The 22,926-nt window shown below is 64.5% G+C and carries 19 protein-coding genes, 2 tRNA genes and 1 riboswitch; of the genes, 3 read left to right on the top strand and 18 right to left on the bottom strand.

From position 1 onward, the window contains the following. Positions 1 to 106 precede the first annotated feature (106 nt). Positions 107 to 484, top strand: a complete 378-nt coding sequence (locus ACIQTZ_RS02995) for a cupin domain-containing protein (protein ID WP_397321571.1) — start codon at positions 107 to 109, stop codon at positions 482 to 484. A 53-nt stretch (positions 485 to 537) separates the two neighbouring features. On the opposite strand, the gene ACIQTZ_RS02990 is transcribed toward ACIQTZ_RS02995, so the two are convergent. From ACIQTZ_RS02990 to ACIQTZ_RS02930, 13 genes are all read right to left on the bottom strand, one after another. Then, positions 538 to 610 (bottom strand) — tRNA-Ala (locus tag ACIQTZ_RS02990). Between the two features lie 174 nt (positions 611 to 784). Continuing rightward, a tRNA-Ala gene (locus ACIQTZ_RS02985) sits at positions 785 to 857 on the bottom strand. A 114-nt stretch (positions 858 to 971) separates the two neighbouring features. Further along, a complete protein-coding gene (gene rsfS / locus ACIQTZ_RS02980) occupies positions 972 to 1,379 on the bottom strand; it encodes a ribosome silencing factor (protein WP_402977386.1) in 408 nt (135 codons plus the stop codon). Positions 1,380 to 1,439: 60 nt separating this feature from the next. After that, the gene (locus tag ACIQTZ_RS02975) at positions 1,440 to 2,657 is read right to left on the bottom strand and encodes a hypothetical protein (RefSeq protein ID WP_402977383.1); all 1,218 of its coding nucleotides are present in this window, start codon (positions 2,655 to 2,657) and stop codon (positions 1,440 to 1,442) included. A 7-nt stretch (positions 2,658 to 2,664) separates the two neighbouring features. Continuing rightward, positions 2,665 to 3,294, bottom strand: a complete 630-nt coding sequence (nadD, locus tag ACIQTZ_RS02970; RefSeq protein WP_400332596.1) for a nicotinate-nucleotide adenylyltransferase — start codon at positions 3,292 to 3,294, stop codon at positions 2,665 to 2,667. 46 nt (positions 3,295 to 3,340) lie between these two features. Next, positions 3,341 to 3,580 carry a hypothetical protein gene (locus ACIQTZ_RS02965; RefSeq protein ID WP_397321568.1) on the bottom strand — a complete coding sequence of 80 codons (240 nt, stop codon included), beginning with the start codon at positions 3,578 to 3,580 and terminating at the stop codon, positions 3,341 to 3,343. 82 nt (positions 3,581 to 3,662) lie between these two features. Next, positions 3,663 to 5,027: a glutamate-5-semialdehyde dehydrogenase gene (locus ACIQTZ_RS02960; RefSeq protein ID WP_402977380.1), complete on the bottom strand. Its 1,365-nt coding sequence runs from the start codon at positions 5,025 to 5,027 to the stop codon at positions 3,663 to 3,665. Then, positions 5,024 to 6,202 carry a glutamate 5-kinase gene (gene proB, locus ACIQTZ_RS02955; RefSeq protein ID WP_400331804.1) on the bottom strand — a complete coding sequence of 393 codons (1,179 nt, stop codon included), beginning with the start codon at positions 6,200 to 6,202 and terminating at the stop codon, positions 5,024 to 5,026. The genes ACIQTZ_RS02960 and proB overlap by 4 nt, the downstream gene beginning before the upstream one ends. Beyond that, entirely contained in the window at positions 6,192 to 7,778 is a 1,587-nt protein-coding gene (obgE, locus tag ACIQTZ_RS02950) for a GTPase ObgE (protein WP_402977378.1), read from the bottom strand. The genes proB and obgE overlap by 11 nt, the downstream gene beginning before the upstream one ends. Positions 7,779 to 7,914: 136 nt before the next feature. After that, the gene (gene rpmA / locus ACIQTZ_RS02945; protein WP_070347479.1) at positions 7,915 to 8,178 is read right to left on the bottom strand and encodes a 50S ribosomal protein L27; all 264 of its coding nucleotides are present in this window, start codon (positions 8,176 to 8,178) and stop codon (positions 7,915 to 7,917) included. A gap of 59 nt (positions 8,179 to 8,237) precedes the next feature. Continuing rightward, complete coding sequence (gene rplU, locus ACIQTZ_RS02940; protein WP_021470684.1) at positions 8,238 to 8,546, bottom strand: 50S ribosomal protein L21; 309 nt, start codon at positions 8,544 to 8,546, stop codon at positions 8,238 to 8,240. 342 nt (positions 8,547 to 8,888) lie between these two features. Next, entirely contained in the window at positions 8,889 to 10,409 is a 1,521-nt protein-coding gene (gene thiD / locus ACIQTZ_RS02935) for a bifunctional hydroxymethylpyrimidine kinase/phosphomethylpyrimidine kinase (protein ID WP_402977376.1), read from the bottom strand. Beyond that, positions 10,401 to 10,499: riboswitch (TPP riboswitch) on the bottom strand. Its footprint overlaps the gene before it by 9 nt. A 73-nt stretch (positions 10,500 to 10,572) precedes the next feature. Beyond that, the gene (locus ACIQTZ_RS02930; RefSeq protein WP_402977373.1) at positions 10,573 to 13,980 is read right to left on the bottom strand and encodes an Rne/Rng family ribonuclease; all 3,408 of its coding nucleotides are present in this window, start codon (positions 13,978 to 13,980) and stop codon (positions 10,573 to 10,575) included. A 479-nt stretch (positions 13,981 to 14,459) separates the two neighbouring features. Here ACIQTZ_RS02930 and ACIQTZ_RS02925 point away from each other — a divergent pair, with 479 nt between their 5' ends. Further along, positions 14,460 to 15,131 carry a vitamin K epoxide reductase family protein gene (locus tag ACIQTZ_RS02925; RefSeq protein ID WP_400331792.1) on the top strand — a complete coding sequence of 224 codons (672 nt, stop codon included), beginning with the start codon at positions 14,460 to 14,462 and terminating at the stop codon, positions 15,129 to 15,131. Positions 15,132 to 15,203: 72 nt separating this feature from the next. On the opposite strand, the gene ndk is transcribed toward ACIQTZ_RS02925, so the two are convergent. From ndk to ileS, 4 genes are read right to left on the bottom strand one after another with little or no spacing between them, the layout of a single operon-like run. After that, a complete protein-coding gene (gene ndk, locus ACIQTZ_RS02920; RefSeq protein ID WP_400269163.1) occupies positions 15,204 to 15,620 on the bottom strand; it encodes a nucleoside-diphosphate kinase in 417 nt (138 codons plus the stop codon). Between the two features lie 41 nt (positions 15,621 to 15,661). Beyond that, positions 15,662 to 16,114: a DUF4233 domain-containing protein gene (locus tag ACIQTZ_RS02915; protein WP_402977369.1), complete on the bottom strand. Its 453-nt coding sequence runs from the start codon at positions 16,112 to 16,114 to the stop codon at positions 15,662 to 15,664. A gap of 2 nt (positions 16,115 to 16,116) precedes the next feature. Beyond that, a complete protein-coding gene (locus ACIQTZ_RS02910) occupies positions 16,117 to 17,478 on the bottom strand; it encodes a bifunctional folylpolyglutamate synthase/dihydrofolate synthase (protein ID WP_402943012.1) in 1,362 nt (453 codons plus the stop codon). 4 nt (positions 17,479 to 17,482) lie between these two features. Continuing rightward, positions 17,483 to 20,770, bottom strand: a complete 3,288-nt coding sequence (ileS, locus tag ACIQTZ_RS02905; protein ID WP_402977367.1) for an isoleucine--tRNA ligase — start codon at positions 20,768 to 20,770, stop codon at positions 17,483 to 17,485. Between the two features lie 328 nt (positions 20,771 to 21,098). Between ileS and ACIQTZ_RS02900 the strand changes: the two genes are divergently transcribed. Next, positions 21,099 to 22,127, top strand: coding sequence for an endonuclease/exonuclease/phosphatase family protein (locus tag ACIQTZ_RS02900; RefSeq protein WP_402977365.1), 1,029 nt, complete (start codon positions 21,099 to 21,101; stop codon positions 22,125 to 22,127). A 4-nt stretch (positions 22,128 to 22,131) separates the two neighbouring features. Here the strand turns inward: ACIQTZ_RS02900 and ACIQTZ_RS02895 are convergent, their stop codons facing one another. Further along, a complete protein-coding gene (locus ACIQTZ_RS02895) occupies positions 22,132 to 22,899 on the bottom strand; it encodes an SDR family oxidoreductase (protein ID WP_402977363.1) in 768 nt (255 codons plus the stop codon). Positions 22,900 to 22,926 lie beyond the last annotated feature (27 nt).

The following is a 22,926-nucleotide window of genomic DNA, read 5'->3' as shown; positions in this document are numbered from 1 at the left end:
GGTGCACACAGCACAAACACCCGTTCAGGGCACTGTTCCCGGCTTCCCCGTGAGCCCGGCGCCGGGACCATCAGCGATCCGGCTCCCCTCCCCTGCGAGCAAAACCATGACTGTCAATGTTGTCACGCAACTGCAAGTGAAGTCACATAACTCTCCGGACGAAACCCGCCGACCGGACAAGACCGTGGTGGACATCGTCACCGTGGGCGACTACACCATTGGGCGAAATACCTTCCAACCCGGTTGGACGTGGGCAGACTGCATCAAGCCGGTGGTGGGCACCGATACGTGCCAGCTGAACCACGTCGGCTTCTGCGTCTCCGGAGCCCTGGAAGTGGAAACCGACGACGGCAACCGCATCAGTATTTCCGCCGGAGACTCCTACACCATCCCGCCGGGCCACAACGCCCGGGTGGTAGGCGACGAACCGTTCCAAGGCGTCGAGTTCCTGAGCGCCGCGGAATTTGCCCGGCCACAGGAGTAGTCCGGTTCCACGAAAAAGGCCCCGCTCTGACGAGCGGGGCCTTTTGTCCGAAGTGGAGCTGAGGGGACTCGAACCCCTGACCCCCTGCATGCCATGCAGGTGCGCTACCAGCTGCGCCACAGCCCCGGACGTGTTGTTTTCAGCGGAAGTCTTCCCTTCCTGCCGAAGCAACTCGTCAATACTACCCACAAAGTATCGAGATGCGAAATCGAGCCGGAATGATGTAGATCACATGATGCGGCCGCTTTCGGGAAAGAAAAATCTCCCCCTTCGCCTTTGCGAAGAGGGAGATCATTAGGGTGGAGCTGAGGGGACTCGAACCCCTGACCCCCTGCATGCCATGCAGGTGCGCTACCAGCTGCGCCACAGCCCCATATTCTTGTTGTTCCGCTTCCAGGCTTTCCAGCCCTTCCTGCCGAAGCAACTCAAATATCTTAGAACAGCATTTCCGATAATTCCAAATCGGGCATATTCCGAGGTGAAAAGCCTACTGGCCGTCAGAATCCTCGCCGGCCACAGCCTTCGCCGAAGAATCGTCGCCGAGTTCGAGGTCCACCACAGGGCAGTCCTTCCACAGACGCTCAAGCGCGTAGAACACGCGATCCTCAGCGTGCTGGACGTGGATAACGATGTCGGCGTAGTCCAGGAGTACCCAGCGGCCTTCAGACCGGCCTTCGCGGCGTACGGGACGCAGGTCCTGCTTCAGGAGCTCTTCCTCGATGCCGTCCACGATCGCGTTGACCTGGCGTTCGGTGGGAGCCGAAGCGATCAGGAAGACGTCGGTCAGCGCCAGGCGCTCACTCACGTCCAGGGCGACAATGTCCTCGGCTAGTTTCTCTGCCGCGGCACGCGCTGCGTGGCGGGCGAGGGTAATGGATTGTTCGTGTGCAGACACAGGGACTCCTTGTAGTGGCCGGAGGGCCTTTTGGTGGCCAAAGCCGTATTTCCAGCGGAACTAACCGCTCGTGATCATGATGATGCCGACAATAAGTGCAACGAGGCCCAACGCGAGGACCCCGTATTGCAGCAGGCGGCTGCGCTGTGCCCTGGCCAGGCCCGCGGTATTGGCGTCGAGGGGATCCAGCCCGTAAGCGGTACGTGCCGAAACCGGCGGATGCTCGGCTTCCTGCCCCGGATCAACGACGGCGGCATTGCGCTTCCGCGCGTTCCTCGCCACCGCTTCGGCACGGGCAAGGACCCCGGCACGCCCCCGGGAGGGCCGTCCGTTACCTGCGGCGGGCGCGGCCTTGGCGTTGGCCGACGTCACAACGGGGACAAAGGTGGTACTGGGCCGCTTCATGACCGGACGCTCAACGCCAGGCACCTTGACGAATTCAAGCGGGGTGACCATGGCGAGGTTGTTTGCAGTGGACGGTCCCGAGGCCGTGCCGGGCGCCTTCGACTCGGTCTTTTCTCCAGAGGCTTTCTCGGGCGCGGCCTTCTCAGGCGCAGCCTTCTCAGGCGCAGCCTGCTCGGCCAGCTTCTGCTTGGCCGCTGCCCTCTTGTTCAGGACGGCCGCGCGCTCAGCCAACGCAATCTGCTGGGCAAGGACCTCGGGATCCACCGCGAGGGGATCCTGCTCGGCGATATGTTCCAGCTTGGCAGTCTGGTTTTGCACCTGGGCCGCAATCAGCTCACGGACCGCAAGGGCCTGCTCCACTGACATTTCGGAACCGTCCGCTGCGGACTGAGCGTTTGTCGGTCCGGCAGCCTTCGCTCCGGGCACGGCAGAGATGGGGGCGTTCTTTGCCTCGTCAGGGGACGCCGCTGGCTCCGGAGCGTTGGCACCGGGCGCCGGCACAATCGGATTGGCGGAGGTAGCCACCTCTGCCTGGAGCTGCTGCAGGCGGAGCTGGCGCCGGGTGGGCGGGCCACCACCGGAAAGCTGCTCTTCCTTGTCCGCGAGCTCTTTGATGGTCCGGAGGGCGGCACGGTCGCGGGCGCGGATCTGTGATGAGCGCTCTGTCGCAGGCGCCACCGCGTCCAGGGGGGCGTCAGCGGCGCGACGGTTCCGGCCGTTGTCCTCGGCCTGCGCCGGCTGGGGTGCTTCCGGTGGGGATGCGGGCTGTGCTGCATCCGGTGTGGTCGCGGTGGCCTGGGCTTGCTCCTGCTCTTCGCGGGCGCGGCGAAGCTCACGCCTGCTGCGGATGGGTCGCTGTTCCTGGCTGCTCATTGAAAACTCATTCAGTACGTGCTTGGTCGTCTGATCCGGCAAGCGCTGGTGCCAACTCCCCTGCGCTGCTTCCTGGCGCGTACAGTCCATACTTTGCGATGTACTGCACCACACCATCCGGCACCAGGTACCAGACAGGATTTCCTTCATTCACCCGGTTGCGGCAGTCCGTTGACGAGATGGCCATGGCTGGAACCTCAAGCAGGCTGACGTCGTCCCGGCCAAGGTTGTGGAGTTCGTGTCCAGGCCGGGTCACACCCACAAAATGGGCCAGCGACCACAGCTCGTCAACGTCCTTCCAGGACAGGATTTGCGCCAGGGCATCAGCGCCCGTGATGAAGAACAGATCGGCATCCGGACGCTGATGGCGGAGATCGCGCAGGGTGTCGATGGTGTACGTGGGGCCTGGACGATCCACATCCACCCGGCTCACAGTGAACCGGGGATTGGAAGCGGTGGCAATGACCGTCATCAAATAGCGGTGCTCGGGCTTGCTGACTTTCTTGCTGGACTTTTGCCACGGTTGTCCCGTGGGCACGAAGACAACTTCATCCAGGTCGAACTTGGCAGCAACTTCGCTCGCAGCCACAAGGTGGCCGTGATGGATGGGATCAAACGTTCCACCCATCACGCCCAAACGGAGCCTGCGCCCCGAATCCCCACGCGGTGTTGCAGCGATGATGTCAGTGGCCCGGCTTGTGCGTGTGCTTGTTCGGGTGCTGGCGGTGCGGGTCACTGTGCTCTTCCACGGCCTCGTGGCGGTTGCCGAGGTTGGTGTAGGAGAGGGTCACGAACATGAGGACCAGGAGGAGGGCGAACATGACGATGCCAAAGACCCACGGTTCTGCCCACAGCGGCGCAGCTTCCTCGTGACCGCCCTCGGTTTGCGCGGCAATGGATATGGCGATCTGCTGAAACAGCATCTTCTCCCCTAGTTGGTTCTCAAAGGATGACGACGGCGGGCCTTCCCGCCGCTTCGGACTTCTGTTCTATGTTACAGCGTTGCTAGCTGCGCACTTGGCCTTCGCCCTGGACGATCCACTTGGTGGTGGTCAGTTCCGTCAGGCCCATGGGGCCGCGCGCATGGAGCTTCTGCGTGGAGATGCCTACCTCGGCACCCAAGCCAAGCTCGCCGCCGTCGGTAAAGCGCGTGGAGGCATTGACGATGACGGCAGCGGAATCCACCTCGGCAATGAACCTTTCCGCATTGGCCAGGTTGTTGGTCAGGATCGCTTCGGTGTGGCCGGTGGTCCAGGTACGGATGTGCTTGACCGCATCATCGAGGGTATCCACCATGGCGACGGCGAGGTCCAGGTCCATGTACTCGGTGGCCCAATCGTCGTCGTCAGCCGGTACCGTTTCGACGTCCGCACCCAAGGCGGCGGCGATCCTGTCATCCACGTGGAGGGTGACTCCAGCGGAACGAAGGGCCTTGGCCACAGCGGGAAGCACCGTGGAACCGGAGTGCACCAGCAGCGTTTCCACGGTGTTGCAAACACTGGGCCGTTGCGTCTTGGCGTTGAGGAGGATATCCACGGCCATCTCTTCGCCCGCGGACTCGTCGATGAAGATATGGACGTTGCCCTCGCCCGTCTCAATGACGGGAACGGAAGAGTTGGTGACTACGGTCTGGATCAGGTCACGCCCGCCGCGGGGAATGAGCACATCCACCTTGCCGCGGGCACGCATGAGCACGTTGGCGCCCTCCCGGCCGAACTGGTCGACGGTCTGCACTGCGTCTGCAGGCAGGCCCACGGAATCCAGGGCTTCGCGGAGGATACGGACCAACGCCTCATTGGTGTTGGCCGCTGCAGAGCCGCCACGCAGGATCACGGCATTGCCGCTCTTGAGGGCAAGCCCTGCGATGTCCACGGTGACGTTGGGGCGGGCCTCGTAAATAGCGGCCACCACGCCCATCGGGACGTTGACCTGGCGCAGGCGCAGGCCGTTGGGCAGGGTTTGTCCGCGGACCACGTTGCCCACGGGATCGGGCAGCCCGGCAAGGTTCTCCAGAGCGGCAACCAGGCCGTCAATCCGGGCCGGGGTCAGGGTCAGCCGGTCCAAAAGGGCGGCAGATGTACCGTTCGCCCGCCCCGCCGCCACGTCCTTGGCGTTGGCTTCGAGTACCTGCTTCTGCTGGTCCAGCAGGGCGGCGCCGATGGCCCGCAGTGCGCTGTCCTTCCAGGAACGGTTGGCCTGGCCCATGCGCCGGGCAGCCTTGCGGGAACGGTCTGCGATCCCGTAAACGGCAGACTGGACATCTCCGGCAGAGACTGGAACGGTGCCCGCCGCAGGGTTCCCCGGCGTTTGGCCGGCGGCACCGGAAACGTCGGAAATCACGGGGGCGTCAGGAGTCAGCGCTTCAGTCATGCTCCAAGTTTAGATGAGCGGGGCGCCCGGAGGAGCACCAGGTCATCAACATGAACAACTTCGCGGTCATAGCCGCGGCCCATGGCCTGGCCAAGTTCCTGGGTGGACCGCCCCAACATCTTCGGCAGCTCGTCCGAGGAGTAGTTCACCAGCCCTCGCGCCACCACGGCGCCGTCCAGCCCAACCATCTCCACCGGGTCGCCGGCTTCGAATTCCCCCGAAACCTCGGAAATTCCTGCGGGCAGGAGTGACCTGTGCCGTTCGCGCACGGCCTTCACTGCGCCGTCGTCGAGCACCAACCGGCCACGGACCGTGGCCAGGTGCGCCAGCCACAGAAGGCGGACAGGCTTGCGGTTGCCGTTGACGGCGAACCAGGTTCCCACATTCCCGCCGTTCAGCGCCGCGGCGGCGTTGGCGGTGGAGGTGACCAAGGCATGGATACCCGAGCCTGCCGCAATGGACGCCGCCTCAACCTTGGTCATCATGCCGCCGGTACCGACGCCGGCCTTTCCGGCCTTGCCAATGGTGACGCCTTCGAGGTCCTGCGGTCCCCGGACCAACGGGATGCGTTGCGCACCTTGGGATGGAGGACCGTCGTAGAGGGCGTCGACGTCGGAAAGCAGCACCAGCGCGTCCGCGCGGACCAGGTGGGCCACGAGGGCTGCCAGGCGGTCATTGTCGCCGAAACGGATTTCGTGGGTGGCCACGGTGTCGTTCTCGTTGACCACAGGCACCACCCCAAGGTTCAGCAGACGGTCCAAGGCCCTGAATGCATTGGTGTGCTGGGTGCGGCGCATGAGGTCGTCGGCGGTGAGCAGGACCTGGCTGACGGTGACGCCGTGGGCGTTGAAGGCCTGGGTGTAGCGGGCCATGAGCAGGCCCTGTCCCACGCTGGCCGCTGCCTGCTGGGTGGCGAGGTCCTTGGGACGCTTCGCCAGGCCCAAGGGGGCAAGGCCGGCAGCGATGGCACCGGAGGAAACCAGGATGATCTCGGCACCTGCGTTCCGTTTCTCCGCCAGCGCGTTGACCAAGCCGGTCAGCGACTTTTCGGAAATACCGCCCTTGATGCTGGTCAGGGACGACGAACCGACCTTCACCACGATCCGCTTGGCGGAGGCCAGTGCGTGGCGTTCGTGGATGTCCGGTTGGGGGGTTTCGACGGTTTTAGTCGTCATCACCGTTGTCCAGGTTGCTTTCCTTGATGGGCTGCGCACGACGGCGGCTGGCCGACTCCGTCCAGATGCCCGCCTTGCGCTCGGCTTCCAGTTCGGCGCGCGCGGCGGCCTTCGCTTCGCGGCGCTCCACCTGTTCTTCGCGCTTCTGGGCTCGCGTGGGACGATCGCCGATGTCGGCCACCCGGATATCCGTGCCACGGGGCGTGGCGAGGAGTTCCGCGCCAGCCATCATGGTTGGCTCCCAGTCGAAGACCACGCCGTCGTCTTCGCCGATCACCACGGTATCGCCGGGCTTGGCCCCGACCTTGAAGAGTTCGTTTTCCACGCCCAATTTGGCAAGGCGGTCGGCAAGGAAGCCGATCGCTTCCTCGTTGGTGAAGTCGGTCTGCTTGACCCAGCGCACCGGCTTTTCGCCCAGCACGCGGAAGAGTGGCTCGAGGTTCTTTTCCTCGCGGCGGATCCGGAAGCCGGATTCGTTGACCGCGCGGGGCCGCAGCACCGGTGCGGCTACCTTCGGTGGCGCGATCTCCACGGCATCGCGGGCAGCCTTGACGATTTCAGCCATGGCAAAGCTGAGCGGGCGCAGGCCTTCGTGGCTGGTGGCAGAAACTTCGAAGACACGGTAGCCGCGGGCTTCCAGGTCAGGGCGGACGAACTCGGCCATGTCCTTGCCGTCCGGCAGGTCCACCTTGTTCAGGACTACCAGCTTGGGACGCTCATTAAGGGGAACGACTTCCCCGTCGACTCCGGCGTAGCTCATGTCCACGGCATACTTGTCGAGTTCGGCCTCGATGATGGCCAGGTCGGACAGCGGATCGCGGTCGGACTCCAGGGTGCCGCAGTCGAGGACATGCACCAGGGCAGCGCAGCGCTCAACGTGGCGCAGGAAGTTATGGCCGAGGCCCTTGCCCTCGCTCGCCCCTTCAATCAGCCCGGGAACATCTGCAATGGTGAACCGGACCTCACCGGCCTGGACCACTCCCAGGTTGGGGATCAGGGTGGTGAACGGGTAGTCAGCAATCTTGGGGCGCGCTGCGGACATGGCCGCGATCAGGCTGGACTTGCCGGCAGACGGGAATCCAACCAGGGCAATATCGGCAATGGACTTCAGTTCCAGGACGATGTCGCTGGAATCGCCTTCGATGCCCAGCAAGGCAAAACCGGGGGCACGCCGCTTCTGCGACGAAAGGGCGGCGTTGCCCAGGCCACCCTGTCCACCCGCGGCCGCGATGTACTCCGTGCCCTCCCCCACGAGGTCAGCCAGTACGTCGCCATCCTTGGTTTTCACCACCGTACCGTCGGGTACGGGAAGGACCAGGGTTTCGCCGTTCTTGCCGCCGCGCCAGTCCCCCATGCCGGGGCCACCGTTGGTAGCGTGGCGGTGCGGAGCGTGGTGGTAGTCCAGCAACGTGGTGGTTTGCGACGACACACGGAGGATGACGTCGCCACCATTGCCGCCGTTGCCGCCGTCGGGTCCGCCGAGTGGCTTGAATTTTTCACGCTTGACGGAAACACAGCCGTGGCCGCCGGTACCGCCTGAAACGTGCAGGACTACCCGGTCTACAAAGCTCGCCACGTCTATCTCCTCTGTCGCTGTAAACAGCGCGAATGCCATGTCCGGCGCACACCGGGCGCCCCGAACGATTGTAATGCGGTTAAAAGAACGGTGGAGCGGGCCTTTTGGGCCCGCTCCACCGGTTCAGAACGTGTTGTTACTCTGCAGCTGCAGCAGCAACGATGTTCACTACGCGACGGCCGCGGCGAGTACCGAACTCAACCGCACCAGCCTGGAGTGCGAACAGGGTGTCGTCGCCACCGCGACCCACGCCTGCACCGGGGTGGAAGTGGGTTCCACGCTGGCGAACGATGATTTCGCCTGCGGAAACTACCTGGCCACCGAAACGCTTGACGCCGAGGCGCTGTGCGTTGGAGTCACGACCGTTGCGAGTGGAGCTCGCGCCTTTTTTGTGTGCCATGTGAAATGCCTGCCTCTAAATATGTGGGGAAACTGAAAATCTGAACTGCGTAAGGAAAGTTACGCGATGCTCGTGATCTTGATCTTGGTCAGTTCCTGACGGTGACCCTGGCGCTTCTTGTAGCCGGTCTTGTTCTTGAACTTCTGGATGACGATCTTGGGACCACGGAGGTCCTCCAGGATCTCGGCCGTGACCTTCACCTTGGCCAGGTCCGCAGCAGCGGAGGTGACCTTGTCGCCGTCAACCAGGAGCAAGGCGGGCAGCTCAAGCGTGCTGCCGGCTCCACCGGGGACGCGGTTCAGCGTTACGTAGTCTCCAACGGAAACCTTTTCTTGGCGGCCGCCTGCGCGGACAATCGCGTACACCACTGGGGTACTCACTTCTCTCGACGTTTCTTACTAAATTTGCGTGCGGAACTCGAACCGGAATCAGGCCTGGTTCACGCTGTGCCTCAACGCCGTGGACTCCAGATCGAAGCCCGCGAGTCATCCCGTGAATAATTCCAGGGGGCATAACCCAAGTGTTGGCGTAAGCACCGAAGATCAAGATTACGCTAGTTCGACCCTCGGCTGCAAATGAGGCCGGGTCCGGAAGCCACCGCGTGACGCTAGTCACCAGTAGGAACGGACTTTCCCGGCACCGTGCCCATACAGCCTACAGGCTCCGGGACACTTTGCCGGGAATTCACCACTTCGACGCGCGGGCGGCCTTTACGCGTGCAACCGCGGGGCGTCAAAGAAGGCCGTCTCGTAGCGGCACGAATGGGCGAAAGCCTCCACCATGGCGGCCCGGTCGTGGCTGGAGGCGACGACCGCGGCCGCGGCCGTAAAGCCGATGGCCTTGCGGGTGGCCTCGGCAAAGTCTTCATCGGCGTAGGTCTTCAACCAGTCCGCATACGCGTGCTCCGACGGGGAACCTGCTGTGACGTAACTTGCGTGGAGCCGGTGTCCCACCTCGGCGTAGAGCCAGTAACAGGGCAGGATGGCCGCGAGCAGCACACCGTAACTTCCAGAGGCCGACGCCGCCAGAAGGTGGTCCACGTAGGCCTTGGTGACAGGTCCGGTGTGGGTTGCGGCCTCCCGCGTGCTCAGCCAATTGCGGTGCAGTTCGGATTCGACTTCGAGGCAGAGCTGCGAGGACCTGGCCCAGAACAGCTGCTCTTCCTCGGTGGGAGCGAGGGCACCTGCCCGTGCCAGCACCCGCGAGTAGCCGTTCAGGTAAAGGGCATCCTGCGCGAGGTAATAGTTGAACTGTGGCTCGGGAAGGCTGCCCGACTCCAGCCCCTGGATGAATTCGAGGCCATGGATGGCGTCCAGCTCAGGTGCCGCTTCCTCCCACAGGCGGGCGGCGAAAGCCCCCGGGCCTTCGGCCTGCTGTGCATGGTGGAAGTGGTTGATGGGGCCACTGCCATGGCCCACCTCCAGCACATCCGCGGTGGCCAGGGCCTGCAGGAGCCAGGGTTTGACCTCCCGCAGCGACGCTTCCCAGTCTCCCGTCCGCGCCTGGACCGTAGCCAGGGCCGAGGACAACGAGCAGCCCGTTCCATGGCTGTTCTTCGTCTCCACCCGTGGCCCCGCCACCGAGACAAGGTCCTGCCGCAGCAATCCACTGGTATTAACGAGCGCATCGGGACACTCGGCTCCCGCCAAGTGTCCGCCCTTCACCAGCACGGTGTTTCCACATTCGGCCGCGAGCCGCTTGCCTTGTTCGAGGGCAGTGGACCAATCCGTCGCTTCCGGCTCGCCCAGCAGCATGGCGAGTTCAGGAATGTTGGGGGTGATGAGGTCCGCCACCGGCAAAAGGCTGCGCAGGGCGGCTTCGGCGGATTCCCGGAGGAGGCGGTCACCACTGGTAGCTACCATCACCGGGTCAAGGACCACGACGGCGGGGCGCACCTCCTCCAGCCAGCGACGCACCTCGCCAATCACCTCGGCGTCTCCCAGCATCCCGATCTTGACGGCGTCGATGGATACGTCGCTGCTGATCGCCTCAAGCTGCTGCCTAAGGAAGTCCACGGGCGGAACATGGACGGCGGTGACGCCCAAAGTGTTTTGCGCCGTGAGCGCCGTGACCACGGCCATTCCGTAGCCGCCGTGGGCGGCAATGCTTTTCAGGTCTGCCTGGATTCCAGCGCCGCCGGAGGGGTCGGAGCCCGCGATGCTAAGGACGCGCGGGGTCCGCCGGCCGGTGTTTGCGACGGCGTAGACGGCTGATTTCAACGATGAAGTCATGAGGGACATCCCTTCGCCGGTGCTAACCGGACAGGTTCAACGGGTCTGGATCTCAGCCCGGCCCAACGCCTGGCACCCCGTGTCAGTGACCAAGCCTAACGGACGAAGGGTCCGGCAGGAGTTACTGCCGGACCCTTCGTCGGTTACATGACGTTGGCAATGCCTAGAGTTCCGAGGCCGGAACCCCCACGCCGAGGATAATCGGCTCAGAAGCAGCGGACTCCCTCTTGGCCTGCTCCTGCGGCGCCTTGGCTTCATGGGCCGCTCCCCCACCGGTGGACGCGGACACCTCATGGTGCTCTACCGTGGTCTCGTTGGCGGCACCCTGCGCCCGGCTGGCGCTGCGGTTCCGGCGCCCACGCCGGCCGCGGGCACGACTGGACGGATCGCTTTCCTCCGCAGGATCCTGCCGGGAGGGGACGGTTTCCGCGGGAGCAGCAACAGTGGCAGCGGGCCCAGCCTGGCTTTCGACAGCCACGGGACCCCCACCCAGGTGGGAGAAAGCCTCAGCCAACAGGTCCAGAGTCATGGCAGGCTTCTCCGAAGCCGGCTCCTCGTGGTGTTCCACGAAGGGCAGGGCAACCTCTTCACCGCCAAACCGGAGCACCGGCGTGGCACGCGGGGCGCCCTCGACGGCGCCCGAATCGGGCACCTCATCAGAATGCTCTGCGCCAGCCCCGGTTGCGGCGGCGGCCGCCGCACGTGCTTCTTCCTCGGCCCGGTGAACCTCGTCGTCGTGCAGGTGGGCAGCGTGCGCTGCGGCGGCGATCGTGGCCAGGGCAGCCCTGGTGGCCTGGGCCTTGGCCTGCCGTGCCGGATCCACTGGCTCCGGAGCCGGCGTCGAAGGCGCAGGCGAAGCTGCGGTGTGGACCGGCGTCGAGCTCTCTGCCGGCTGTCCCCCGCCCTTGCCGCGGCGGCGCTTCCGCTCAGTCCGGCTGGAAGGCTGCTGCTGGGTTTCCGTGTGCGGCCGGTGCTGCTCGGCGGCAACAGCGTTTGCACGACGGTGCTCAACAGGTTCGTCGTGAGTCACCACGCCGCGTCCGGCACAGTGCTCGCACTGCTCGCCAAAGACCTCGAGCAGGCCTGTGCCCATGCGCTTGCGCGTCATCTGCACCAGGCCAAGGGAGGTCACTTCCGCCACTTGGTGCTTGGTACGGTCCCGGCCCAGGCATTCCACCAGGCGGCGCAGCACCAGGTCCCGGTTGGATTCGAGCACCATGTCGATGAAGTCGATGACGATGATGCCACCGATATCGCGCAGGCGAAGCTGGCGGACTACTTCCTCGGCGGCCTCAAGGTTGTTCTTGGTGACGGTCTCCTCCAGGTTTCCACCGCTGCCGGTGAACTTGCCGGTGTTGACGTCCACCACAGTCATGGCCTCGGTACGGTCGATCACCAGGGATCCACCCGACGGCAGGAAGACCTTGCGTTCCAGGGCCTTGTGGATCTGCTCGTCGATGCGCCATGCCGAGAAAATGTCCTGGTCCTTGGTCCACTTCTCGAGCCGGCCCACCAGGTCCGGCGCAACATAGGTGACATAAGCCTCAATGGTGTCCCAGGCATCATCGCCGGAAACGATGAGCTTGGAGAAGTCCTCGTTGAAGACGTCACGGACCACCTTGATGGTCAAATCGGGCTCGCCATAAAGCAGCTCGGGTGCCAGGACCTTCGTGGAGGAGGCCTGGCCCTCAATCCCCTCCCACTGGGCGCGGAGGCGGTTGATGTCGTGGGTCAGTTCCTCTTCCGAGGCCCCTTCGGCTGCCGTACGGACAATGACCCCGGCGTTCTCCGGCAAACGGTCCTTGAGGATCCGCTTGAGGCGGTTGCGCTCGACGTCGGGCAACTTGCGTGAGATGCCCGTCATGGAACCGCCGGGAACGTACACCAGGTAGCGGCCCGGAAGGGAAATCTGGCTGGTCAGGCGTGCACCCTTATGCCCGACGGGATCCTTGGTTACCTGCACAAGGACGGAATCACCCGATTTCAGGGCGTTTTCGATCCGGCGCGGCTGGCCCTCAAGGTTGACGGCATCCCAGTTCACCTCGCCGGCATAGAGGACCGCGTTGCGGCCACGTCCGATGTCAACGAACGCTGCTTCCATGGAAGGCAGCACGTTCTGTACCTTGCCCAGGTACACGTTGCCGATCAGCGAATCCTGCTGGGTCTTGGAAACGAAGTGCTCGGCAAGGACGCCGTCCTCCAGGACACCGATCTGGATCCTGTCGTCGCGCTGGCGCACGATCATCTGCCGGTCCACTGATTCGCGGCGGGCAAGGAACTCGGCCTCGGTGATGACCTGGCGACGGCGGCCCGTCTCGCGGGACTCGCGGCGGCGCTGCTTCTTGGCCTCAAGCCGCGTGGAACCCTTGACGCTGGCCACGCGGTTGGAACTTGTGGATTCCGAGATGGGCCGCGGTGCGCGGACACGGGTCACCGTGTTGGGCGGATCATCGTCCGATCCGCCGGTCAGTTCAAGGTCCTGGTCGCCACGGCGGCGGCGACGACGGCGACGCGAGGTGACGCCGTCTTCAAGGGGCTCGGCGGCCGGCGACTCGTCATCGTCCGCTTCCTCGCCGGACTCCTCGGCCCCGTTATCCTCACGGTCCGATGCGCGGCGGCCACGGCGGCCACGGCTCCGGCGCCGGCGGCGGCTTCCCGCCTCCTCCAGCTCGCCGTCACCGGTGTCCTCAGACTCCTCAGCGGTCTCTTCAGTCTTTTCCTCGACTGCCGGACGGACCACTGTGCTGAGGTCGGGCGCCTGGAAGATCATGGACGTGATGGAAACGGGCTCCAGGAAGAGCGCCGAAGAACCGGGGGCGGCGTCTGCCTCGGATTCTGAGGACTCTGTGGGGGCTTCTGCGCTGGCTTCCGGTTCGGCGGCTGCGCCGCCTGCCGGGGTGGTAGTCGGCGTTGCTTCTGCGCCGCCGGCGGGGGTGGTGGGGGATTCCGTCGCGGCTTTCGGTTCCGTGGCTGGTTCGGCGGCTGCGCCGCCTGCCGGGGCGGTGGTCGGCGTTGCTTCTGCGCCGCCTGCCGGGGTGGTGGCGGGCGTTGCTTCTCCGCCGGCTGCCGGGGTGGTGGTCGGCGTTGCTTCTGCGCCGTCTTCCGGGGAGGTGGCGGGCGTTGCTTCTGCGCCGGCTTCCTCGGTGGTGGCCTCGGCTTCTGCCTTGGGTTTCGCAGTCCGACGACGGCGGACCGGCTTTTCCGGTGCGGGTTCGGCTTTTACCTCGGGCGCTGATGCTTCGGAGCCGGCTTCTGCTGCCGGCTGGTCCTCTGGTTCGGCGGCGTCGCCGAGGCCGGGGAGGGTTTCGGCCGGATCGGCCTTCTTGCGTGCGCGGCTGCGTCGGGCCGGGGCTTTGGGGGCTTCTTCAGGGGCGGCGGCGCTTCCGGCCTCAGGGGCGACGACTGGTTCGGCCGCGGCGTCCGTGGCTTCCTCCGCTACCGCTGCTACGGGCTTTGCCGTCGCTTTGCGCGGCGCGCGCGTGGTCCTGGCGCGGGTGGCCTTCTTGGGCACCTCCGCTGCTTCCGTAGAAGCTGCCTGATCATTAACGGCTACAACCTGGTCATTATCCATATGTGGCAACACTCCTGCCCCAGCGACGCCGCCACATCCAGCGCCCAGTGGGGCAAATATTGTCAAAACCCGCAGGCGTTGACAGAAGTCGGTAGTATTCCTTCCGGTTCGCACCATCATTGGGGTGCGGCAGCCCTGGAAGGCCAGTGTCTCAGTTCTGGAACCCGTTGTTCTGCTGCCACAACCAGGTGCCGTCCATTGTCATGGCGGGCCTACCAAGGATCGGCTGATCCAGGCATGCCCTGCTCACGCTGGCGGTCTTGGGAACAAGTCACCGGACCGGAGGACGAATGTGGATCGACTCCCGGCCATGTTCATTCTCTCATACCCCTACACATTCGAGTGGTAGGAAGGTGTGTCGATCTCCCCTTCGCCGCTGCCCGGAAGCTGGGCGCCACCTTCAGCATGCGGGGTTAGAATCCTCCCAAGAGCCCTTCCCGGCGACGCCGGGCCATCTGCCGAAAAGGATCACATCCGCGATGCCAAGCACCGCCAAGGGAAACCTGGACCACCAGACTTCCGTCCCCGTCGAGGCGCGGGACCCCCAACCGGACACGCTGCCGGCGATGGTTCGCAACCGGCCCTTTGGCTGGCTGCTGCTGGTCACCGGCGTCATTGGATGGCTGGCCTCCGGGGCACTGGTCCTGGAAAAGCTCCAGGTGCTTCAGGACCCCAACCACATCACCGCGTGCGACGTGAACCCATGGATCTCCTGCGGCACCGTCATGAAGACCTGGCAGAGTTCCCTGTTTGGTTTCCCCAACATGTTCATTGGCATCGTTGCCTTTGCCATCATCATCACCACGGCCATGGGGCTCCTCTCCGGAGCCAGGTTCGCCCGTGGTTACTGGATCGGACTCCAGGCCGGCGTAACGCTGGGCTTCGTCTTCGTCATCTGGCTGTGGTCGCAGGCCTTGTACGCAATCAACGTCCTTTGCCCGTTCTGCATGGTGGTGTGGGCTGTCATGATTCCCATGTTCGTCTGGGTGACCATCCGCAACCTGAGCACCGGAGTCATCAAGGCTCCTGCAGCGCTGGTCAAGCTCGTGGCCGATTCGGGCTGGATCATCGTCGCTTTGCTCTACGTGGCCGTCATTGCAACGATCTTCTTCGCTTTCCTCCACGTCTTCGCCGGGACCTCCGGCTACTAGGATTCAGCTGTAGAAACGCAGAAGGTCCCGTGTTCCTTTGGACACGGGACCTTCTGCGTCGTACTCCTGGCTTTACTCGAACCAGATCTTGATTTCGCGTTCGGCAGACTCAACGGAGTCAGAGCCGTGAACGAGGTTCTGCTGGACAGCCAGGCCCCAGTCGCGGCCAAAGTCGCCACGGATGGTGCCCGGGGCTGCCGTCGTGGGATCGGTGGTGCCGGCCAGCGAACGGAACCCTTCGATCACACGGTGGCCTTCGAAGACTGCCGCCACTACGGGGCCGCTGAGCATGAACTCAACCAGCGGCTCATAGAACGGCTTGCCCACGTGCTCTTCGTAGTGCAGTTCCAGGAGTTCGCGGGTGGCGTTGACCTTCTTAAGCTCAGCCAGCGTGTAGCCCTTGGCTTCGATACGGGCCAGGATGCTGCCGCTGAGGTTGCGGGCGACGCCGTCGGGCTTGACCAGGACGAGTGTCCGTTCAATGCTCACAGTTGCTCCAATGTGGTTGCTTGGTGGGTTTCCCAGCCAGTTTACGGGGTTTCCGGCGCTGTCCCGTCACGGTGTGCCGCGTCCCATTCGGCCTGCTCCCGGTCACGTTGCTGCACCTCACGGTCGATCCTCATGCCTGTGCGGATCCCGTACCACCAGCAGACCGCGAACAGGATGCCGACAATGAACATGGTGGGCTCGGCCAGGCCGGTAAGGATCAGGACGATCTGCAGTGCCCAGCCGAGGCCCACGCCCCACGGCTTCGACAGCACGGCGCAGGTCAGCACCAGGATGACGCTCAGGGCGATGCCAACGCCGAGGATGACTCCGGGAGCCACCTCGCCGCGCTTCAACCCGAAGACCACCAGCGTGCCGAAGAAGGCCACGAAGGCCTCGAGGAGCAAGACCGTGGAGCCGAACATCACCTTGGTGGAGCGGCGCTTCTTGGGCATCCCGGGACGCCATTCCCGCTGTGCTTTGGTCAGCTTCGCCATGCTTAGGCACCTGCCTTTCCGAGGAGGATGCGTGCCTCCGCCACCAGGGTGATGGACCCCGTGACCAAGACGCCACCGGCAAAGTCGTCGTTGGATTCGGAGCGCTCAACGGCCCATTCGAGGGCGTCGTCCAGTTTCTCCGCAATGTGCACGTTCTCTTCGCCGAACCCCAGGTCCACGGCGATTTCGGCCAGTTCTGCCGCGGGGATGGCCCGGGGAGAGTTGGACTGGGTAAAGCAGAATTCCTCGGCCAGGTCGCCCAACTGCTCCTTGAGCGTCTTGAGGATCTCCTCTGCGTCCTTCTCCTGCAGGATACCCACTACCACAACCAGCTTGCTGAAGCTGAAGGCCTCATGGATGGCCTCAGCCGAGACCCGGATGCCATCGGGGTTGTGGGCTGCGTCCACCACGATGGTGGGAGCGGTCCGGACCACTTCCAAACGGCCAGGCGAGCTCACGTTGCCGAAGGCCTCCCGCAGCACGTCGGCGTCGAGTTCCTTCTCTCCCCCACCAAAGAACGCTTCAAGCGCGGCAACAGCCACGGCCGCGTTCTCCGCCTGGTGGGCGCCATGCAACGGCAGCAGCAAGTCCTCGTAGCGCCCGGCCAGGCCCTGGATGGTGAGCACTTGGCCGCCGACGGCGACGCTGCGGGACTCCACGCCGAATTCCACGCCCTCGAAACGGAACGGAACATCCACTTCACGTGCCTTGTCCAGCAGGACCTGGGCGGCATCAACCGGCTGCGCCGCGCTCACGAGGAAACCGCCAGGCTTGATGATGCCTGCCTTCTCGTAGGCAATATCCTCAGTGGTGTCGCCCAAGAGATCCGTGTGGTCGAGGGAAATGGGAGTAATGACCGATACCTGGCCGTCGCCGACGTTGGTGGCATCGGTGATACCGCCCAAACCGACCTCGAAGACCGCAACATCAACCGGCTGATCCGCGAAGATTGCGAAGCCGAGGATGGTGACGCACTCGAAATACGTGAGCCGCGGCTGGCCTTCGGCAATCAGTTCGTTGTCCACGATCTCCAGGTACGGCCGGATCTCGTCCCAGATCCGGACGAAGGTCTCATCCGGAACAGGTTCGCCGTTGATGCTGATGCGCTCGGTGACCTTGGACAGGTGCGGGCTCGTGTAACGGCCAGTGCTGAGGCCGTGGGCGCGCAGTCCGGCCTCGATCATCCGCGCCGTGGACGTCTTGCCGTTGGTGCCGGTGATGTGGATGATCGGGTAGGCCTTGTTGGGCTCGCCCAGCACATCCATGGCGCGGAACAACGGCGCCAGGCGCGGCTCCATCTTGTTCTCCGGCGCCCTGCCAAGGAGCTCGGCGTAGACGCTCTCAACTGAGAATTCGTCGGTCATCGGATCAGGCCCCTGCTTTCGCTACGGTGATCTGCGGTTCGTCGGCGCTGGAAAGGAGAACCTCCAGTTCCAACGTCAGCGTTTCGGTCTTGACCAGTTCAGCGTTGGCATGCAGGGCCTCCACGACGTCCTGCTGCGCTTCCACGGAGGTGCGGATGCGGTCGCTCACGTTCAGTCCTGCATCCTTGCGTGCCTGCTGGATGGCACGGACCATGTCACGGGCAAGCCCTTCGGCAGCCAACTCCGGCGTCACCTCGGTATTCAGGACAACAAACCCGCCGCCGGGCAGTACGGCTGCTGCGGCAGCACCGCCGTCGGCCGTTGCCGCCACCACGGTTTCCAGGGTGTATTCCTGCGGCTCGAGCTCGAGTCCACCGGCAACCACCACTCCAGCGTCGTTCACGGACCAGTCGCCGGACTTGGAACCCGTGATGGCCTGCTGGACGTTCTTGCCCAAGCGGGGGCCGGCGGCGCGGGCATTGACCACGAGTTTTTGCTCGATGCCGAATTCCTCGGGCGAGGCGGAGGCTGCGTCCAGCAGCCGCACGGACCGCAAGTTCAGTTCATCGGCCACGACGGCGGCAAAACCTTCCAGCGCGTCCGCACCGGGTGCCACGACAGTCAGTTCCTGCAGCGGAAGGCGGACACGGAGGTTGGCTGCCTTGCGCAGGCTGGAGCCGGTGGAGCAGATCTGCTGGATGCGGTCCATGGCCTCCACGAGTTCCGGATTGGCCGGGAACAGCGAAGCCTCGGGCCAGTCCGCAAGGTGCACGGAACGGCCACCGGTCAGGCCACGCCAGATCTCCTCGCTGACAAGCGGCAACAGGGATGCCGAAACCCGGCACACAGCTTCCAACGCCGTGTACAGGGCGTCGAACGCATCCACGTTCTCGTCGAAGAAGCGCTGGCGGCTGCGGCGTACGTACCAGTTGGTGAGCATGTCCAGGTAACTGCGCAGCTCGTCACAGGCACCGGAGATGTCGTAGGTGTCCAGGCTTTCTGTCACCTTGCGGACCAAGTCGCCGGTGTTTGCCAAGAGGTACTGGTCAAGGGTGTCCGCGTAGCCGTCGTACCGCAGTTTGGCTTCGTAGCCCGCGCCCCCGTTCGCGGCGTTCGTGTACAGCGTGAAGAAGCTGTACACATTCCACAGCGGAAGGATGACCTGCCGGACACCGTCACGGATGCCCTGCTCCGTGACGATCAGGTTGCCACCGCGCAGGATCGGACTGGACATCAGGAACCAGCGCATGGCGTCGGAACCGTCGCGGTCCAGCACTTCGGACACATCCGGGTAGTTGCGCAGGCTCTTGGACATCTTCTGGCCGTCGGAGCCCAGCACGATGCCGTGGCTGATGACGTTGCGGAATGCCGGGCGGTTAAACAGCGCCGTGGACAGGATGTGGAGCATGTAGAACCAGCCACGTGTCTGGCCGATGTACTCCACAATGAAGTCCGCGGGATTGTGGGTGTCGAACCACTCCTCGTTCTGGAACGGGTAGTGGACCTGTCCGTACGGCATCGAGCCGGAATCGAACCAAACATCCAGTACGTCCTCGACGCGGCGCATGGTGGACTTGCCCGTGGGGTCGTCCGGGTTGGGGCGCGTCAGTTCGTCGATGAAGGGACGGTGCAGGTCCACCTGGCCCTCGTTGTTGACAGGCAGGCGGCCGAAGTCCGCTTCGAGGTCGGCGAGGGACCCGTACACATCCGTGCGCGGGTACTCGGGATCATCGGACTGCCACACCGGGATGGGCGAACCCCAGTACCGGTTGCGGCTGATGGACCAGTCACGGGCGTTCTCAAGCCATTTGCCGAACTGGCCATCCTTGACGTTGCCCGGGATCCAGTTGATCTCCTGGTTCAGCTCGGACATGCGGTCCTTGAACTTGGTGACCTCCACGTACCAGGAGGAAACCGCGCGGTAGATCAAGGGGTTGCGGCAGCGCCAGCAGTGCGGGTAGCTGTGCTCGTAGCTGGCCTGGCGGACCAGGCGGCCGTCGGCTCGCAGCACCTGGGTGATGGGCTTGTTGGCCTCGAAAACCTGCAAGCCCACGATGTCGGCAAGCCGGCCATGGCCGAACAGCGGCAGGAATTTCGCACCCTCGTCCACGGAGAGGACCACGGGGATGCCTGCGTCTTCACAGACCTTCTGGTCGTCTTCACCATAGGCCGGGGCCTGGTGGACGATGCCCGTACCGTCGGTGGTGGTGACGTAGTCGGCCACGAGGATCCGCCACGCGTTCTGCGTCCCGTACTTTTCGGTATCGGCGAAGTCGTTCCACAGCGGCTCGTAGTCGAGCCCTTCCAACTGGGAGCCTGAGTAGGTGGCCGTGACGGCGGCAGTTGCGGCAGCAGCGTCGTCGTACCCCAGGTCCTTGGCGTAGGAACCCAAAAGGTCAGCCGCGAGAAGGAAGCTGCCCGTCACCGGAGCCTCGGGTGAAGCGGCCTTCACGCCGTTGGGGCCGGCAGGGACCACAACATAGGAGATATCAGGCCCGACGGCGAGCGCAAGGTTGGTGGGCAGCGTCCAGGGCGTGGTGGTCCAGGCGAGCGCCTGCACGCCTGCGAGCGCCTGCGAAACCTCGGACTCGCCGCCCTTGATGGGGAACGTCACGGTGACGGTCTGGTCCTGGCGGTTCTTGTAGACGTCGTCGTCCATGCGCAGCTCGTGGTTGGAGAGCGGGGTCTCATCCTTCCAGCAGTACGGCAGGACCCTGTAGCCGTTGTAGGTGAGGCCCTTCTCGTGCAGTTGCTTGAAGGCCCAGAGCACGGACTCCATGTATTCGACGTTGAGCGTCTTGTAGTCGTTGTCGAAGTCCACCCAGCGGGCCTGGCGGGTGACGTAGGCCTTCCACTCGTTGGCGTACTTCATCACCGAGGCACGGCAGGCGTCGTTGAATTTATCGATGCCCATGGCTTCGATCTGGGTCTTGTCAGTCATGCCCAGTTGCTTCATGGCTTCGAGCTCGGCGGGGAGGCCGTGGGTGTCCCAGCCGAAGCGGCGCTCCACGCGCCTGCCGCGCTGGGTCTGGTACCTGCCCACCAGGTCCTTGGCGTAGCCGGTGAGGAGGTGGCCGTAGTGGGGCAGGCCGTTGGCAAAAGGCGGGCCATCGTAGAAGACGAACTCGTTGCTGCCGTCTTGTCCCGCGTCGCGCTGGTCGATGCTCGCCTGGAAGGTGCCGTCCTGGTCCCAGTACTTGAGGATGCGCTCTTCGATCTCCGGGAACTTCACGGAGGCGGATACGCCTTGGGCGCCGGAAGGCGATGCGGAGGCCTTGGGGTAGTGGGTCATCTCGAATCCTGGTGATAGCTGGTTGACTGTCAGGATGCGAGGACGGCTCCAGGCCTGTTTCGCAACAGTCCAGGCACCGCGGTACCACCTCACTTACCGGAACAGGGCGTCCCGGCCTCTCATTACTGCTGTGACGGGCTTACCCGTCCGGTTCTACTGGGAACTGTCCGCAACTGCGGGCCAGTACTGTTCTTCCGGAAGCTCACCGGTGATGGCCGGGTCAACGCTGGTTATCAAAGTCTAGCGGCAGCGGGGCACCATCGACTACTTTCCAAGTCATCCCCTGGGTGGACGGGTCCAGGGTGCATGGCTGCATAGACTCGGCCACATGACTGAACCTGCCGCCGCCCTCCCGGCTGTCCGCCGCCGGCGCCGCACGACCTCGATTGCCTGGTCTGTTGCCGCCGCCCTTGTTGCCCTTCCGGTGGCCAGCTTGTCCTTGTTCCGGGCTGTCGAGGTTGAGTGGCCGTTGCTGGTGGTACAGGCACTGGCCTTCACGCCGTGGCTGGTGGTTCCGGCCGCTGTTGCGCTGGTGCTGGCCCTCCTGGGTCGGCGTCGCTGGACGACGATCACGACGGCGGCCCTGCTGGCTGTGCAGCTCTTCTGGCTGTTCCCGCTGGACTACGGCCGCCCGGTGGTACTGAAAGAGGGGACGGCCACCGTCCCGCTGAAGGTGATGAGCCTCAATACCGAATTTGGTGAAGCCGAAGCGGCCACAATCGTGCAACTGGTCCGTGACCACGGTGTCCAACTGCTGGCACTCCAGGAGTTTTCCCCGACGTTGCAGGACCGGCTCAGCGCCGAGGGCCTCGACACCGTGCTGTCCAACAGGATCAGCACCCCCAATGACGACGGATCCGGCGCCGCTGTGTATTCGGTCTTCCCCTTGGCGTCGGAGGGCCTTCTGCCCGACACTCCCTTCCGCATGGCGGCGACCCGGGTTGTGGCGGAAGGTTCCGGGGCCAAGGCGGCCCTGACCCTGACCAACGTCCACACCCTCCCGCCCGTGGATGAGCGCATCAGGCAGTGGAGGAGCGACCTTCTCAAGGTTTCCCGCCAGGCCGGGAGCCAAGGCAACCAGGTGCTGATGGGCGACTACAACGCCACGTATGACCACGCCGAGTTCAGAGCCCTGCTGGACGGGGGCAGGGACGGCAACAAACTGGTGGACGTCGGCACGGCCACGTGGGGAAGGTTGTCCCCCACGTGGCCCATGGAAGGCCCGCCGTTGCCGGGCGTGGTCATCGACCATGTGGTCACCTCTCCCCGGATCGGCAACAGCGCCTACTCAGTGCATACCGTTCCGGGCACGGACCATGCCGCCCTCATTGCCCAGCTCAGTATTCCTGCCGGCTAGGCCATCAGTCCTGCTTGCGGATGAGCTTGTGGTTGGCTGCCTGCGCCACGGGGCGGATCACGATCTCGTCCAGGTTGATGTGGTGCGGCAGGGAGACGGCGTACCGGACCACGTCCGCAACGTCGTCGGCCGTCAACGGCTTCTCCACCCCGGCATACACCTTGGCCGCTGCGTCCTTGTCACCCAAACGGTTCAGTGCGAACTCCTCGGTCTGGACCAGGCCCGGGGCTACCTCGATGACCCGGATGTTGTTCCCCACTTCCTCCAGCCGGAGTGCGTTGGTCACTGCATGCTGGGCGAACTTGGCTGCGTTGTAACCTGCCCCGCCTTCATAGGCTGCCAGACCTGCTGTGGAGGTCAGGTTCAGGACCGTGCCTTCGCCGTTCTCCCGGAGCATGGGCAGGAAGGCGCGGGTGATCTTCATGGTGCCCACCACATTGACCTGATACATCCAGTCCCAGTCCTCGGTGTCCGCATTCCCGATCGTGTCAGCGCCGCGGGCTCCACCGGCAATGTTGATGAGGGTATCGGCTCCCCCGCCCTCGGTGACGGCGGCAAGCAAGGCTGCGACGTCGTCGTCGTTGGTCACATCGGCGGGGAAGGGAACGGCGCCGGTCGCGGCACCCAGGGCTTCCAGACGGTCTGCCCGGCGCGCCACGGCGTAGACCTTCCATCCCTCGCCACTCAGCGCCCGGACCGTTGCCTCGCCGATGCCCGTGCTGGCGCCGGTAACGACTGCCGTCTTGTTCTGTGTCTGTGCTCCCAAAGTCATGGCACCACCCTATCGAGGGCAGGGCCC

This window comes from Paenarthrobacter sp. NPDC090520 (assembly GCF_044769205.1).
Taxonomy (GTDB): Bacteria; Actinomycetota; Actinomycetes; order Actinomycetales; family Micrococcaceae; genus Arthrobacter.
This window is presented reverse-complemented; position numbering and strand designations above follow the sequence as displayed.

Coding starts and splice junctions, on each gene's coding strand:
- ACIQTZ_RS02995 (WP_397321571.1), top strand. CDS start 107: ATGACTGTCAATGTTGTCACGCAACTGCAAGTGAAGTCACATAACTCT.
- ACIQTZ_RS02975 (WP_402977383.1), bottom strand. CDS start 2,657: ATGAGCAGCCAGGAACAGCGACCCATCCGCAGCAGGCGTGAGCTTCGC.
- ACIQTZ_RS02965 (WP_397321568.1), bottom strand. CDS start 3,580: ATGCTGTTTCAGCAGATCGCCATATCCATTGCCGCGCAAACCGAGGGC.
- ACIQTZ_RS02960 (WP_402977380.1), bottom strand. CDS start 5,027: ATGACTGAAGCGCTGACTCCTGACGCCCCCGTGATTTCCGACGTTTCC.
- proB (WP_400331804.1), bottom strand. CDS start 6,202: ATGACGACTAAAACCGTCGAAACCCCCCAACCGGACATCCACGAACGC.
- rpmA (WP_070347479.1), bottom strand. CDS start 8,178: ATGGCACACAAAAAAGGCGCGAGCTCCACTCGCAACGGTCGTGACTCC.
- thiD (WP_402977376.1), bottom strand. CDS start 10,409: ATGACTTCATCGTTGAAATCAGCCGTCTACGCCGTCGCAAACACCGGC.
- ACIQTZ_RS02930 (WP_402977373.1), bottom strand. CDS start 13,980: ATGGATAATGACCAGGTTGTAGCCGTTAATGATCAGGCAGCTTCTACG.
- ACIQTZ_RS02925 (WP_400331792.1), top strand. CDS start 14,460: ATGCCAAGCACCGCCAAGGGAAACCTGGACCACCAGACTTCCGTCCCC.
- ACIQTZ_RS02915 (WP_402977369.1), bottom strand. CDS start 16,114: ATGGCGAAGCTGACCAAAGCACAGCGGGAATGGCGTCCCGGGATGCCC.
- ACIQTZ_RS02910 (WP_402943012.1), bottom strand. CDS start 17,478: ATGACCGACGAATTCTCAGTTGAGAGCGTCTACGCCGAGCTCCTTGGC.
- ileS (WP_402977367.1), bottom strand. CDS start 20,770: ATGACCCACTACCCCAAGGCCTCCGCATCGCCTTCCGGCGCCCAAGGC.
- ACIQTZ_RS02900 (WP_402977365.1), top strand. CDS start 21,099: ATGACTGAACCTGCCGCCGCCCTCCCGGCTGTCCGCCGCCGGCGCCGC.
- ACIQTZ_RS02895 (WP_402977363.1), bottom strand. CDS start 22,899: ATGACTTTGGGAGCACAGACACAGAACAAGACGGCAGTCGTTACCGGC.